Source organism: Brevibacillus sp. FSL K6-6036, assembly GCF_037964015.1.
GTDB lineage: Bacteria > Bacillota > Bacilli > Brevibacillales > Brevibacillaceae > Brevibacillus > Brevibacillus borstelensis.
In genome coordinates, this window is record NZ_CP150173.1 from 1,294,948 (window position 1) to 1,309,600 (window position 14,653).

General features: G+C 54.0%; 15 protein-coding genes. 11 read left to right on the forward strand and 4 right to left on the reverse strand.

From position 1 onward, the window contains the following. Positions 1-295 precede the first annotated feature (295 nt). The 4 genes from NST37_RS06600 (at position 296) to NST37_RS06615 (ending at position 4,491) form a co-directional block, all read left to right on the forward strand. Complete coding sequence (locus NST37_RS06600; protein WP_339186461.1) at positions 296-1,525, forward strand: Zn-dependent hydrolase; 1,230 nt, start codon at positions 296-298, stop codon at positions 1,523-1,525. 34 nt (positions 1,526-1,559) lie between these two features. Further along, positions 1,560-2,741: a M20 family metallopeptidase gene (locus NST37_RS06605; RefSeq protein ID WP_003388053.1), complete on the forward strand. Its 1,182-nt coding sequence runs from the start codon at positions 1,560-1,562 to the stop codon at positions 2,739-2,741. A 76-nt stretch (positions 2,742-2,817) separates the two neighbouring features. After that, complete coding sequence (locus NST37_RS06610; RefSeq protein WP_003388052.1) at positions 2,818-3,015, forward strand: DUF3311 domain-containing protein; 198 nt, start codon at positions 2,818-2,820, stop codon at positions 3,013-3,015. After that, positions 3,016-4,491 (forward strand): sodium:solute symporter, encoded by a 1,476-nt coding sequence (locus NST37_RS06615; RefSeq protein WP_003388051.1) that lies wholly within the window; start codon positions 3,016-3,018, stop codon positions 4,489-4,491. A 131-nt stretch (positions 4,492-4,622) separates the two neighbouring features. Here the strand turns inward: NST37_RS06615 and NST37_RS06620 are convergent, their stop codons facing one another. After that, positions 4,623-5,297: a MerR family transcriptional regulator gene (locus NST37_RS06620; RefSeq protein ID WP_003388050.1), complete on the reverse strand. Its 675-nt coding sequence runs from the start codon at positions 5,295-5,297 to the stop codon at positions 4,623-4,625. Positions 5,298-5,454: 157 nt separating this feature from the next. Between NST37_RS06620 and NST37_RS06625 the strand changes: the two genes are divergently transcribed. The 4 genes from NST37_RS06625 to NST37_RS06640 all read left to right on the forward strand — a co-directional run bounded on the left by NST37_RS06625 (position 5,455) and on the right by NST37_RS06640 (position 8,309). Next, positions 5,455-6,288 carry a sugar nucleotide-binding protein gene (locus NST37_RS06625; RefSeq protein WP_339186463.1) on the forward strand — a complete coding sequence of 278 codons (834 nt, stop codon included), beginning with the start codon at positions 5,455-5,457 and terminating at the stop codon, positions 6,286-6,288. 150 nt (positions 6,289-6,438) lie between these two features. Then, positions 6,439-6,651, forward strand: coding sequence for a hypothetical protein (locus tag NST37_RS06630; RefSeq protein WP_039071194.1), 213 nt, complete (start codon positions 6,439-6,441; stop codon positions 6,649-6,651). A gap of 223 nt (positions 6,652-6,874) precedes the next feature. Continuing rightward, entirely contained in the window at positions 6,875-7,510 is a 636-nt protein-coding gene (locus tag NST37_RS06635) for a cyclase family protein (protein WP_339186465.1), read from the forward strand. 106 nt (positions 7,511-7,616) lie between these two features. Next, positions 7,617-8,309 carry a metal-dependent hydrolase gene (locus NST37_RS06640; RefSeq protein ID WP_035979174.1) on the forward strand — a complete coding sequence of 231 codons (693 nt, stop codon included), beginning with the start codon at positions 7,617-7,619 and terminating at the stop codon, positions 8,307-8,309. A gap of 4 nt (positions 8,310-8,313) precedes the next feature. On the opposite strand, the gene NST37_RS06645 is transcribed toward NST37_RS06640, so the two are convergent. Beyond that, positions 8,314-9,183 carry a LysR family transcriptional regulator gene (locus NST37_RS06645; protein ID WP_039071192.1) on the reverse strand — a complete coding sequence of 290 codons (870 nt, stop codon included), beginning with the start codon at positions 9,181-9,183 and terminating at the stop codon, positions 8,314-8,316. A gap of 260 nt (positions 9,184-9,443) precedes the next feature. Here NST37_RS06645 and NST37_RS06650 point away from each other — a divergent pair, with 260 nt between their 5' ends. Both NST37_RS06650 and NST37_RS06655 read left to right on the forward strand, forming a co-directional pair. Further along, the gene (locus NST37_RS06650; protein ID WP_122958663.1) at positions 9,444-10,037 is read left to right on the forward strand and encodes an ankyrin repeat domain-containing protein; all 594 of its coding nucleotides are present in this window, start codon (positions 9,444-9,446) and stop codon (positions 10,035-10,037) included. A gap of 86 nt (positions 10,038-10,123) precedes the next feature. After that, the gene (locus NST37_RS06655) at positions 10,124-10,582 is read left to right on the forward strand and encodes a tryptophan-rich sensory protein (protein WP_003388042.1); all 459 of its coding nucleotides are present in this window, start codon (positions 10,124-10,126) and stop codon (positions 10,580-10,582) included. A 112-nt stretch (positions 10,583-10,694) separates the two neighbouring features. On the opposite strand, the gene NST37_RS06660 is transcribed toward NST37_RS06655, so the two are convergent. Then, the gene (locus NST37_RS06660) at positions 10,695-11,474 is read right to left on the reverse strand and encodes a MerR family transcriptional regulator (protein WP_171506218.1); all 780 of its coding nucleotides are present in this window, start codon (positions 11,472-11,474) and stop codon (positions 10,695-10,697) included. A gap of 161 nt (positions 11,475-11,635) precedes the next feature. Between NST37_RS06660 and NST37_RS06665 the strand changes: the two genes are divergently transcribed. Continuing rightward, positions 11,636-12,898 (forward strand): MFS transporter, encoded by a 1,263-nt coding sequence (locus NST37_RS06665; protein ID WP_339186467.1) that lies wholly within the window; start codon positions 11,636-11,638, stop codon positions 12,896-12,898. Positions 12,899-13,100: 202 nt separating this feature from the next. Here the strand turns inward: NST37_RS06665 and NST37_RS06670 are convergent, their stop codons facing one another. After that, the gene (locus NST37_RS06670) at positions 13,101-14,393 is read right to left on the reverse strand and encodes an amidohydrolase (protein ID WP_122958636.1); all 1,293 of its coding nucleotides are present in this window, start codon (positions 14,391-14,393) and stop codon (positions 13,101-13,103) included. Between the last annotated feature and the right edge of the window lie 260 nt (positions 14,394-14,653).

Consider the following 14,653-nt stretch of genomic DNA (forward strand, 5'->3'; position numbering starts at 1 on the left):
GGGAGCGCTCGTGAAGAGCAGTCCCGGCTCTTTTTTTACTATGTCCAAACCGTTTTTCTTCCTCAGCCGTTTTCATCTCCTTCACCAAGGCCTGATTGACCGTTTTTTTAAACCACGACTGAAATCAAGAGGACCGCTTTTTCCTCGGTCGCCAGGAAGAACACGCAACACCGGAAAGGACTTCCAATAATCCCCAAAATATTTCCCTCTTTTCAAAATTGACAGACTATTATACAATTATGGACACAACCGTAAATCAACCGTTAATTGCGTAAAGAAAAAGGGGTGAAAGCGTATGATCAATCCGGACAGGCTGTGGGATCGGTTAATGCGTTTGAGTGACATCGGCAAACAAGAGTCGGGCGGCATTACCAGACTTTCTTTTACACCCGAAGAGAGAGCTGCAAAAGATCTCGTTCGCGGTTTTATGCTTGAGGCGGGGCTTGCCGTACGGGAGGACGAGGTAGGCAATTTGATCGGCAGAAAAGAAGGCGGCAATCCGGAAGCGCCTGTCGTCCTGGTCGGTTCGCACATCGATTCTGTGTTCAACGGCGGAAACTTCGACGGTCCGCTTGGCGTTTTGGCTGGCGTGGAAATCCTGCACGCGATGAACGAGCAAGGCATCGCCACCGAACATCCCATCGAAGTGATCGCCTTTACCGATGAAGAGGGGACCCGTTTCAGCTACGGCATGATCGGAAGCCGCGGCATCGCCGGTCTATTGGAGGGAAGCGAGCTGGAGCATTGCGACAAGGACGGCATCTCGATTGCCGAGGCGATGAGACAGAACGGTTTGGATCCCGATGCGATCGGCAAAGCCGCTCGTCCGAAGGGGAGCGTAAAGGCGTACGTCGAGCTGCATATCGAGCAGGGCAAGGTGCTGGAGAGCCGCAATCTGTCGGTCGGGGTGGTAAGCGGTGTAGCCGGTCCTTTGTGGGTGAAGTTCATCCTCGAGGGGGAAGCCGGGCACGCGGGAGCCACACCGATGACGCTTCGCCGCGATCCGCTGGCGGCGGCAGCAGAAATCATGCTGGCGATCGAGCAGGAGGCGGGCAAAACGGGAACAGCCGTCGGTACGGTAGGACAGCTGCAGGCATATCCCGGCGGCGTGAACATCATCCCGGGAAAAGTGGAGTTTTCGCTGGACCTTCGCGATGTGGATCAGGCGGTACTTGACCGCGTCGAAGCCAAAATTGTCAGAGTTGCCAAGCAAATATGCGAAAAGCGAGGCATTCAGCTCGCGATCGAACTGTTGCAGCGCATACCGCCGGTCATCTGCTCCGAAGAAATTCAGCAGGCTGCCAAAGACGCGTGCGAGTCGCTTTGCTTTGAACCGTTTACGATACCGAGCGGTGCCGGACATGATTGCATGCAGTTGACCGGCCTCTGTCCGGTTGGCATGATCTTTGCCCGTTCCCAAAAGGGCATCAGCCACAATCCGGCTGAATATACCACCAAGGAAGACTGTGCAGACGGAGCCAATGTGCTGTACCGCACGGTTCTCTCACTCGCCGGGAAGGCGTAGGAAAGCACGAATTTCATTAGGGAGGCGTATTTGAATGACGACGACAGCGACACTCAATCAAGAAGCGGAACAGCTCAAGGAGCAGGTAATCGCGTGGAGGCGTTATTTGCACCAAAATCCGGAGCTTTCGTTTCACGAGGAAAAAACGGCCCAGTTCGTCTACGACACGCTCGTTTCGTTCGGCAACCTGGACGTGACCAGACCGACCAAGACAAGCGTGATGGCGCGGCTGATCGGTTCACAGCCCGGGCGTGTTCTGGCGATGCGGGCCGACATGGATGCCCTGCCGATCACGGAGGAAAACACCTTTGCGTTTGTCTCCACGAATCCCGGCGTGATGCATGCTTGCGGTCACGACGGACATACGGCGATGCTGCTCGGCACGGCGAAAATTCTCTCAGGGATGAAAGACCGGATCAAAGGCGAGGTCCGCTTCCTGTTCCAGCACGCGGAGGAGCTTTTCCCCGGCGGGGCGGAGGAAATGGTGCAGGCAGGGGTCATGGACGGCGTGGACATGGTCATCGGGACCCATCTGTGGGCGCCAATGGAATTTGGCAAAGTGGGGATTTGCCCAGGTCCGATGATGGCCGCACCGGATACCTTCTACATTACCATCACCGGCAAGGGAGGGCACGCAGCACTGCCGCATCAGACGGTCGACAGCATTGCCATAGCGGCACAGGTGGTCACCAACCTGCAGCACATCGTCTCTCGCAATACCGATCCGCTGGACAATCTGGTCATTTCCGTCACCCAGTTTATCGGCGGAACGACACACAATGTCATCCCGGGATCGGTCAGCATTTGCGGCACTGTTCGCAGCTTTGACCAAAAGCTTCGCGATTCCGTTCCGGCTCTGATGGAACGCGTCGTCAAAGGAATTACCGAGGCCCACGGAGCCACCTATGAATTCAAATACGAATACGGCTATCGTCCTGTGATCAATGACGAGGAAGTGACCCGTCTGATGGAGAGCATCGTCACGGAGACGCTGGGAGAGGAATGGATCGACCACATGAAGCCGAACATGGGGGGAGAGGACTTTTCGGCATTCCAGCAAAAAGCTCCGGGCTGCTTCTTCTACGTAGGCGCAGGCAACCAGCAGAAGGGCATCGTCTATCCGCACCATCACCCGCGCTTCACGGTAGATGAAGATGCGCTGGAGGTAGGCGTGAAGATCTTCGTCAATGCCGCCCATAAAATCGTCATGGCATAGATTTGCATGAAAAAACCGAAGATTCCGAACGGTTGCAAATCGCAGGAATCGACAGACAAAGGGGGATCTGCTGCCCATGAAACTGATTCATCTATTAGCCTTGCTGCCGTTTATCGGAATACTCGGTTGCATCGGATTTGTCAATAAAGTAGAGCCTTACGTGCTCGGACTGCCCTTCCTTCTGTTTTGGATCGTCCTCTGGGTCGTCCTGACCTCTGTCATTATGGCGATCATCTACAAGCTGGACCCGGCGAACAAGAGAGGTGACTCCTAGATGAATGCAGCGTTGATGATCATTTTCGGATTCCTGGCACTGTCTCTCTTTCTCGGGATTCAGGCAAAACGCGGCAAGGATATGAACCTGGAGCAGTGGACCGTCGGGGGACGCGGCTTCGGAACGATATTTGTATTCCTGCTGATGGCGGGCGAGATTTACACCACCTTTACGTTCCTGGGCGGCAGCGGCTGGGCATATGGCAAAGGCGGGCCGACCTTCTACATTCTCGGCTATGGCTGTCTCGCCTATATCATGTCGTACTGGCTGCTGCCCGCCATCTGGCGCTACGCAAAAGAGAACAAGCTGATGTCGCAGTCCGACTTCTTTGTCAGCAAGTATAAAAGCCCGTACCTGGGTGTCCTCGTCTCAATCGTCGGGGTAGTGGCGCTCATCCCGTATCTGGTCCTCCAGCTAAAAGGCCTGGGGCTGATCGTGGCAGAGGCTTCTTACGGAAGCATCTCAAACACGGCGGCGATCTGGATCGGGACCATGGCTGTCACGGTATACGTGATGATCTCCGGAATCCACGGCTCGGCGTGGACCGCTGTGGTCAAAGACATCATGATTCTGTTTGTGGTTGTGTTCCTCGGTCTCTATCTGCCGTTCCACTACTATGGCGGCATCACCGAAATGTTTCAGGCTGTCGAAGCGGCCAAGCCAGGATTTGTCGCTCTGCCGGAAAAAGGCCTCAGTCCGTCCTGGTTTGTCTCTACTGTTCTGTTGACAGCGCTTGGTTTCTATATGTGGCCTCATACTTTCGGTTCGGTCTACTCTGCTCAAAATGAGAAGGTCTTCCGGAAAAACGCGATCGTCATGCCGCTTTACCAGTTGGTGCTGCTGTTCGTCTTCTTCGTAGGGTTTGCCGCGATCCTGCAGGTGCCCGGACTGGAAGGGGCGGATGGCGACATGTCACTCTTGCGCCTGTCTATCCAAACCTTCGATCCCTGGTTTGTCGGGGTGATCGGCGCGGCGGGGCTGTTGACAGCGATCGTGCCGGGGTCGATGATTCTGATGTCCTCGTCGACGCTGATTGCGAAAAACGTGTACAAGGTATTCGCACCGAAGACGACGGACGAACAGGTATCCAAGCTGGCCCGTTATCTGGTGCCTGTAGTCGCGCTCATCTCGCTTTACTTTACATTCAAGGGCGGAGATACACTCGTCACCCTGCTGCTGATGGGCTACAGTCTCGTTACCCAGCTCTTCCCTGCGCTTCTGTTCAGCCTGTCCAAACGCAATTTTGTCAGCAAGCAGGGAGCGGCAGCCGGTATCATCGCCGGTGTGGCAACGGTTGCGATCGTCACGATCAGCGGCATCACGATCGGCACCCTCTTCCCATTCCTGCCGCAGTCCATTCAAGATCTGAACGTCGGCATTATCGCACTGGTCGTCAATCTTGCAGTGACGACGGTTGTGAGCCTCGCTACAAAAGGCAGCGCGAGGGCAAACGACGAGACTATCAACGCAGCGTAGGCACTGGTTTTCCGAGACAAACAACAAAACAGGGCTGTTCCGATTGGAGATGACTGTACAATCGGAGCGGCCCTGTTTCTATGCGGGTCGGCAGCGATACGGAGGGACAAAAACAGCAAGAGGTTTTCGATTCAAAGCGACGAATCATACTGTGTCCGAAACAAGCGGTGCCAGATCGATTTTTTTCGCTGCTCGTCGCGGAGCTGGGCCAATTGCTGCTTGGCTTCGATGATGTCGCTCATGGCTTTCATCAAGCGGCGGTCGCGTTCCTTCAGACTATTGCGGATGTACGCTTCCTGCTTTTCCAAGCGTTCCATCAGCTCCATCTGAACTGCATCCTGATGCTGTACATGCTGGGCGAGAGAGTGGATTTTCTCTTCCAGCCGATCGACATGGGCGCTGGTCCGAAGAGCCAAAGCAGCGGATGTGCTCGCAGACAGTGCAGCCGAATGGTTTGACGGGAAAGGTGCAGAGCCGGCAGAGGGCACGACCGGGGGAACAAGGCTGAGCGAAGCGGCAGTTTCCCGCTTGGTCTGTTGAAAGGAAGTGCGTCCGGCTACGGTCCGCGCCGCTTCCTCGAGCGGCATCAGGTTTTCCTTTGTCAACTGATAAAACGAGCGCAGTGCGTCGACATCCGACTGTCTGTATTCCCGGCGGTTTTGACTGTCCCGCAAAAACCGGTACCCCTGCTGCTCCAGGAGCATGCTCCACTTTCGCAGCGTGCTGGCTCCGACTCCGAGAATTTCGGCCAGTTCACGTCCGGAGTAGGTTTTCTCCTTGGCAACCAGTTCGATCACGTTCTTCATATGACTTCCCTCCCGTTCTGACAAAAGTATTCCGAACATTGTGAAATGATTATGCTTGTACACTTCGCTGACACTAAGTAAACTCCTGTTTGCAAACGTACGACAAATTCTATCAGGGTTCGTCCCATAACCCATAAAGAGAGGAACGAAAGGATTCATGTCACGACTATTGATTCTCGGTGCGAGCGGTTATCTTGGTTCCAAGATCGTTGAAAACGGAAAAAAGCAAGGATGGGAAGTGACGGGGACGTGCTTTCAAAACCTCCATGCGCAGTACAGTCAGGTAGATTTGAGGGAAGAAAGCGCCTGTGCAGAGCTGCTCCGGCAAGCGAATCCTGATGTGGTGATATGGGCAGTGATGAGCGGAGAGAACGAAACTGCCCTGATTCAGAAGGGGCTGTCCGGAGTTCTCTCCCATATTTCGCCAGCGACAAGGCTGCTGTTCGTGTCGACTGATGGCGTTTTTGAAGGGGCTCAAGGACCGTACCAGGAACGGGACGCTCCTTCCTTCTGGAACAGGGACAGCAGCTTGGCGGCTTATTGCAATGCCAAGCTTGCCGGCGAGGAGATGGTGAGGAGCGGCCATTTGGATCATGCTATCGTCAGATCAGGTCCCATTTACGGGCCGGATGCGGACGGGCGCTGGGACAATCGCGTGCGCCAGTTGACAGAGGCATGGGAAAAAGGGGAGCGGGTTGTCCGCAGCAGCAATGTCCTTCGCACGTTTATCCACGTGGAGGATCTCGCGAACGCTTTGCTGGAGCTGGCCGGAAGCGAGTGGACGGGCACTTTGCATGTGGGACCGAGCAGCTTTGAGAGCTATTACACCTTTGCACAGAAGACAGCGCTTCGCTTTGGATACGACCCGGCCATGGTAGAAGAAGACCAAATAAGTAGGGAAGACGCGGCAAACAAAGGGATCAAGCTCGACCTCAGGCTGGATACATCATTGGCCTGCCGCAGCTTGCATACGTCCTTTCGTTCTGTATAGTGCCGAACGTCCAGCAAGGCAGAGTAAACGGCCAAATGTCACCCGGGATCATTGCCAAAGGGTGGCTGCACATTTTGGAGAAAAATCCACGTTTGCTTTGGTTGAATGGCGTTGCATGTACATAGGATGCAGGTAAAGGAGGGATCAACCATGGCATTTCGTGATCAGGCCAAAAAGCTCGAAGGGGAAAAAGTGAAGGTCGATACAGTGAATGGCACCTTCGTCGGCAAACTGGTGGATGTGAAAAACTCTACCTTGATTCTGCGGGACAATGAAGGCAAGCGCGTTGTCATTCGGGACTCGAAAATCATCGCGCTCGTCGAATTGAAGGATCCCCATCACAAAGACAATCTCCTCTCGTAAGCCGGTAGTGTCAAACGCAAGCCGGCAAGGAACGGACTGGCTGCGAAAGCCGTGAAGGAACGGACTGGCTGTCGGCTCTCGCAGCCTTTTACATAATCGGACGGAAGAGCAAAAACATACGCGGAGGGCAGAAAAAACACTTGCGATAGCGCTTTTGGGATTGGATAATATTAGCAAAACACATACTATTCCGACTTGTAAAGTTGGGAAAATGGAGGGTCTCATGCGCATTATCGATCTTTCGCAAGTGCTCGAGTCAGGAATGCCCCAGTACCCGGGTCAGCCGGTTGCTGAGTTCAAGCAGGTTTCTCAAGTAGAGTCGGACGGGTTTCAGGTGACCGACTTTCACGCAGTCGTTCACGTTGGAACGCATTGCGATGCACCAGCCCATTTTATTCAAAATGGCGAGACCATCGAGGCAATCCCGCTGGAGCGTTTTGTCGGCGAAGCTGTGATCGTGGACGTCCACCTCGACGGACAGCGGGAAATGAGTCCGGCTGTTCTGGAAGGCGCGGACATTCGCCCGGGAGACATCGTTTTGTTCCGTACGGGCCTCAGCAAGCAGTGGGGGACGGATGCTTACGAAACCGACTACCCTTACTTCGGAGAAGAAATGGCCAAGGAGCTGGTGGAGCGCGGAGTTCGGGCAGTCGGGCTCGACTTCATCTCTCCCGACCCGATCGAGACTGAAAACTTCCCCGCTCACCACATTTTTCTCGGCAACAAGCTGGGGATCGTGGAAAACCTGAAAAACCTGGAGCAAATTGACCGCAAGCGCGTCTTCTTCGCGGCTGCGCCGCTCAAGATTAAAGGGAGCGACGGCGCTTTTACGAGAGCCTTTGCGGTTCTGTTTGACTGATTATTCAAATGTTTGAAACAACATGCGCCAACTGATTTGACATGGCTGACATTCCCACCTATCATCAGGAATGAATAGTAGATTGCGAAGAAGGAAGGGAATGCACATGTTGGAAATCCAGTATCACGGTCATTCTTGCATCCAACTGACCAGCGAAGGACATTCAATCATCATCGATCCGTTCATCACCGGAAACCCGCTTGCTGCCACGAAGCTGTCCGATATTCGGGTTCAGTACATTCTCTTGACGCACGGACACCAGGATCACATTTTGGACGCCGTAGAATTGGCGAAGCAAAATGACGCTACCATCATCGCTACGTTTGAACTGGCCAACTACCTGGGATGGCAAGGTGCCAAGACGATGGCGTTAAACCTAGGAGGCTCCGCTTCCTTTCCGTTCGGTACAGTAAAAATGACCCAAGCATTCCACAGCTCGGGCATGGTTTTTGAAGAAGATACGCGTATCGTTTATTTGGGAATGCCGGGCGGCTTTATCGTCACGATGGGCGGAAAGACGGTTTATCATGCGGGCGATACCGGACTGTTTGGAGATATGAAGCTCCTCGGCGAGCGCCACGACATCGACGCAGCTTTCCTTCCGATCGGGGATGTGTTCACGATGGGACCGGAGGATGCCAAAACCGCGGCCGAGTGGGTAGGAGCCAAGTTCGTCGTGCCGATGCACTATGATACGTTCCCCCCGATCAAGCAGGACGGGAAGGCATTTGTCGACAGCCTGAAAGAAAAAGGAATCGACGGGGCCGCGCTGAAGCCGGGAGAGTCGACACGTCTGTAAGGCGTTACTTTCTCAAAAGATCGAGGAAGTTCTGTGCCGCCTTTGACAAGTAGTAGTCCTTCAGCCAAATGACGCCGGATGAAGCAGCCATCGTCGCATCCGCAATCTCGTACACCTGCAGATCATGCCCGGGGTGCATCCTGAGAACGACTTCCGGTACGATCGTCGCCCCAAAGCCGGAAGAAACCAATTGCAAGAGGACCGCGATATCCGAGCATTCGCCGAGGATGACAGGCTCCAATCGGCGCCGGGAGAATTCCTCGAGGATCAAGTGGTACACGCCGAGTCCTTCGATGCTGGGCAACAACAACGGATGATGGCAAATCTGCTCATAGGTGATTGTCGCGGATGAGCCGGGAATGCGAGTGGAGCTGGCGAAGCGCAGCGGTTCCGTCTTTAGATGCAGGATCGAAAAGTCATTGAGTTCAAGCGGCAGCCTGATGATCGCGAGCTCAATGGCTTTTTCTTTTACCATTTTCAGAAGCTGATCGGATTCATTCTGCTGGATTTTGTACGTTACGTGGGGATAGCTTTCCTGAAACCGCTTCAACAGTATGGGCAATAGCTCGGAAGAGAGCGTGTTGACACCGATACTGAGTGTCCCTTTCGTGCCCTCGCCTACCTCTTTTACCTCGATCTCCGACTCTTCCACAAGGCTGGCAATTTTGACGGCGTGCTTGTACAGGATGCGTCCCGCCTCTGTCAGCTCCAGACCTCTGGCGTGCCTGACGACCAGGGCGACGCCCAGCTCTTTCTCCAAATTGATCAACTGCTGGCTAAGCGGCGGCTGCGCGAGATGAAGCCGCTTGGCAGCCGCAGAAATTTGTTTCTCCTCTGCAATGGCGATAAAGTAGCGAAGCTGTTTGATATCCACCGAGACTCCCCTTTCAATAATATATGGGAAAAGTAATTATTTATAATGAAAGTAATATTTTTCGTATATCAATTGCCATGATAGCATTAAGGAAGCGAACGAGCAAAGGGAGGGAAGGATTCATGATCCGTCTGGCTGTGACCTTCTTTTCTTCTTTATTGATACTGGCAGGCTGCGAGGAGCCTGCCAGCACAGGGGAAGTTCTGCAAGATGCACAGAATATGGCAAAGGAGAGTGTGCAAAAAGTGATGCAGGAAAAAATGGGCCAGGAGCTCATCAAGGCGGCGGAAAAAGGGGAAACGGCTGCGGTGCTGGAGCTGCTCAAAAAAGGTGCGGACATCAATGCTGCGGATGAAAAAGGACGGACGGCGGTGCTGGCAGCTACGCATGGCAATCACGCGGAAACGGTCAAAGCGCTCATCGAAGCCGGGGCCGATATTCATATCCGGGACAACCGCCTGGATAACGTGTTTTTGTATGCGGGGGCAGAGGGACTTCTGGATATCGTCAAGCTGGCCATTGATGCGGGTGCCGATCCGAAGCTCACCAACAGATACGGCGGGACAGCTCTGATCCCTGCGTCGGAAAGAGGGCATGTAGAAGTTGTACAGGAGCTGCTCGCCCGCTCTGGTGTAGATGTCAATCACGTGAACAATCTGGGCTGGACAGCGCTGATGGAAGCGATCGTGCTCAGCGACGGAGGAGAGGCCCATCAGCAGATCGTGCAGCTGCTGATCGATCACGGAGCCGACGTGAATATTCCCGACAAGGACGGGGTAACGCCGCTTGCCCATGCGAAAAAGCGCGGATACCGCGAAATCGAAGAGATGCTGATCAAAGCCGGAGGACGTTAAAATCCCGTTGGACAAATCGTGATGAAACGAAGGCACGTCTCATAAACTATGGCAAGAAGATCAGATGTCAAAGGATGGGATGTGCGGTGAAAATCGGTACCTCCGCGCTGTTGTTTTTCGCCCTCTATGCGATATACTCATGGGCAGGCTTTCTTTATCCGGAGGGTGGGGCCTGGTACGAGGCGCTTGCCAAACCGCCAGGCACTCCACCCGCCAGCGTCTTTCCCGTCGTGTGGGGAATCTTATATGCACTTATATCGTTATCGATTGTCCAATTGGCCAGAAGCCGGCAAATGGATGGAGAAACCCTGCTGCTGTTTTTTATCAACTGGGCAGTCGTTCAGGTGTTTACCTGGCTTTTCGTAGAGAAGCATCTGCTCTTGCCAGCGGCGGCAGACACCGTGCTTGTCGCTTATTCCACCTGGCTGCTGATCAAAATGATCCGGCCCCGCAAGCGGGCGGCGGCCTATCTGCTCATCCCCTATTTGCTGTGGGCATTGTACACGGTGTATCTGTCTTGGGGGGTCTTTTTGCTCAATCGATAGGTGGATGTTTCTCACCTTGTTTGAATATTGCATGGATGCTTGGAAGCATGGAAAACCGCCGCAACGATCAGTCGTTGCGGCGGTTTTTTCGCTTCAGTCGTACTTTTTCGCTTCAGTCGTACTTTTTCGCTTCAGTCGTACTTTTTTCCTTGGCTGCAAATGATTCCGCAGCAGTGGATAAATAGTAAGCAAGACCTGTCTGCTGTTCCTCAAGCATCTTTCGGTGAAAGTCGTCATCCAGGAAAAAGCGCGTTCGTGCCGCAAAATCGTCAGCGCTGGTCGCATGTCCGCTCTGATTCAAGAAGGCGATATGCTCGGAAATCAGCCTGTGTACACTCTCATCGTCAAATTTGACGCCCTTCGCCAGAAAATCCGCCATTCCATCCGTAAATCGCTTCGCTTCCCGCGCCATTTGGTTCATCGCCGGGACCTCGGACGAGTCGATGGAAGGAAGAGAAAAATCATAGGTCTCCTCCAAATACCGTTTTTGTTCGGCCAGTGCCTCCATCCACTCCTCTTCGTCACAAAACCCCTTGAACATCTCTGCCTGATTCATCTGTTCACCGTTCTCGGCATGTGAAATCGATTCGTCCAGCGTTTGAATGACTCTTTCCAGCCGTTGCTTGCGGGCGAGCAGAAGCTCCTTCTGACTGGCCAGAATGGACAGCCGATCAGGGGCGCCTTCGAGCAGTTGCTTGATTTTTTCCAGCGGGAAATCAAGCTCCTTGTAAAACAAAATATGCTGCAGACGCTCCAGCTCTTTTGTTCCATACAGGCGGTACCCCGCTTCGCTAATCTCACATGGCAGCAGCAGGCCGATGGAGTGATAGTGATGCAAAGTCTTTACCGTTACGTTTGACAGCGCGGCGATTTCTTTTACCGTGTAGAGCATTTTCATCCCACTCCTCTCTGTTCATAGCGTAAAGGCTCCTCCTAGGTCAGAGTCAAGACATTCTGAATACGGAAAAAAACGTTTGACTCTCCTGCTGCAGGAGGAGGTAGAGTGAATGCGACATTCACCTGCCTGATGGCAGCAAGGGGAGGAATATGAACATGCCGACTTTCGGAATGCTGCAGCGCAACCCGTTTATACGGATGGTCCTCATCGCAAACGTGTTTTCCCAGCTCGGAATATGGATACGAAATTTCGCCATCCTCTTTTATGTCATGGAGAGAACCGGCGGAGACGCTTTTGCCGTATCCATGATCTCGGTTGCCGAATACGCGCCCATCTTTCTTTTTTCGTTGATTGGCGGGGTGCTGGCGGATCGGTGGCGTCCGAAAAAGACGATCATTTGGTCTGAACTGGCAAGCGCCCTTTCAGTTGGCGTCGTGCTGCTTGCACTCGAATCAGGGATGTGGGCGGCTGTGTTTTTTGCGACATGCTGCTCCGCTGTCCTATCGCAAATCACGCAGCCTGCCGGGATGAAGCTGTTCAAGCTGCACGTGCCGGCCGAACAGGCCCAGGCTGGCATGTCGCTATTGCAAACCGTATTTTCCATCTTTATGGTTCTCGGGCCGATTCTCGGCACAATCGCGTATCAAGCTCTCGGAATCTACCTTTCTATCCTGCTGACGGGGATAGCCTTTCTTTTCTCGGCGTGTGCGATGGTTTTTATCCCGCCTGACAACCAGGCTGGCGCTGGCGAGAGGGGCATGCAGACATCGGTGATGCAAGACATGGTGGACGGTATCCGTTACGTCGCGGCGAAAAAAGTTCTCGTCTCCTTAAACCTGTGCTTCTTGGCAGTTGGACTTGGCGTCGGTTTGATATCTCCGCTCGGAATCTTTCTCGTCACGGAAAGACTGGGTTTGTCCGCACAGGATTTGCAATGGATGACAATCCCATACGGTGTCGGCGAAATCATCGGAGGGCTGTTGACCTTTCGCTTGGCCGCCAAGATAGCGCCTCAGCGATTTCTCATGCTTGGGCTGGCTGTGAATGCGGCTGGCATCATCCTGTCTGGCTTGTCTACTGTATTATGGCTGACGATGGCGGTCCAGTTTTTGATCGCGCTTCTGCAGCCTGCCATTTTCATCGGGAACAACGCTCTGGTCATGATGCACACCGAACAAGCATACATCGGCCGGGTTACCGGCATTCGGACGCCGCTGATGACCGGTTCGATGGTAGTGATGATGAGCGTATCCGGCATAGCAGCCAGGACGCTCCCGCTGGAACTCATCTATGGCGCGGCAGGGATATGCTTTCTGTTGGCAGCACTGATCGTTTTGCCGTTTTGCAAAGCGAGGCCTGCCACTGCAAATAGAGAAGATGGACGAGCAGCTTCAGCACCATGCCGATCCCGAGAATAACGACGGGAACAAGCAGATCATCGGAGTCAAACAAACGTCCGTGCAAAAGCAAAACCAAAAAACGGGATATCGAGAATAGCATGGCCCGAGCCGGTACCGTCGGGAGAGAGGAAAAGGGTGAGGCCATATATTAATACCGCCATCATAAATGAAAAAAGCCGTCCCGCGACAGGACGGCATTGTTTCGTTCTCCCGTTTTCCCCTACAGCCCTTCTACCAACCGGGCAGCCCGACTGGCGGCTTCCCGCTGAATCTCCTCCCAGGAGAGGGTCGTCAGTTGGTGCTGTCTCATCAGAATTTGTCCGTTTACGATAACGGTGTCGACGTCTGAGCCATTGACGCTGTAGGCAACTAGTGAAAACAGATTGTGAATGGGCTGCAGGTGCGGCTGATTCAAGTCGATCAGGATCAGGTCGGCCTTTTTCCCCGCTTCCAGCGTCCCAACCTCATGGTCGATGCCGAGCAGCTTGGCGCTCTCAATCGTCGCCATGCGGAGCGCTTCCTCTGCCGAAAGCTGAGTCGGATCGCCGTAGTCGAGCTTTTGCATCCAGGTGGCTGCCTTGATCTCGGCGAACATGTCGAGTGTCGTGGCGCTGCCCGCCCCGTCTGTGCCCATCCCGACCGTGATGCCTTGCCGCTTGAACTCCATGACTGGCGCGATGCCGCAGCCAAGCTTGAGGTTGCTCACCGGATTGTGGGCGACACCGCCGCGCATGCCGCGCAAATACCCGATATCCTTGCGGGTGAGATGGACGGCGTGGGCCAACAGGACGTGCGTATGCTCGAACATGCCGAGATGGTAGAGGTATTCGGTAGGGGTCTCGCCGTAATTTTCCCGAATCTTCACGGTCTCCTCCTTGGTTTCCGCGAGGTGGATGTGAAGCGGGATGCGCCGCTGACGCGCAAGCGCAATTACCTCGCGCAAAGGTTCAGGAGGGCAGGTATAGGGGGCATGCGGACCGAACATGGTGGTGATGCGGCCATCTCCGGCACCAGACCATTTTTCCACCAGATCGATTCCTTCCCGCATTCTCCTGCCTCCGTCATCCTGCAGGAACACCAGCCCGCGAGTGAGCGAGGCCCGCATGCCGCTTTCCACGACCGCATTCGCTACAGCATCCATGCAGACGTACATGTCGGCAAACGTGGTGGTGCCCGAGCGGATCATTTCCGCGATCGCCAGCTTCGTCCCCCAATAGACGTCTTCCTCCGTCATCCTCGCTTCGGCCGGAAGCATTTTTTTGTCCAGCCAATCCATCAGCTTCAGATCGTCGGAAAAGCCGCGCAGAAGCGACATCGCCCCGTGATTGTGGGCATTGACCAGACCGGGCATGACTGCCATGCCTTTGGCGCTGATCACTTGATCCGCGGGTTGGTCGATCATCGGGGCCACCATCGCGATTTTATCCCCTTCAATCAGCAGATCGCCGGTAAAGGCCTGCTCGCCTTCCTTCATGCTCAAAATGGTGCCTTCTTTAATCAAGATACGTTTCATTCCATTTCCTCCTTCGTCCATTCTGCGAGCTCAAGTGTAAGGGTTGACGCGGCGGAAAGGTCAAGAGTATCGGAAAAATCGGGTTTTTGCGCCGGGTTAGCCGGCTGGGATAAAGCAGGGACAAATAGGGACAAAGCAGGAATAAACCAGGAGCAAACCAGGAAAAAAACGGGAGCAAACCAGGAGGAAAGAAGCGGAAACGTAAAAGTAAGAGGAAGCAAAGCAGGAATAAAGCAAACCGGAAGGAAAGTAAGATGGAG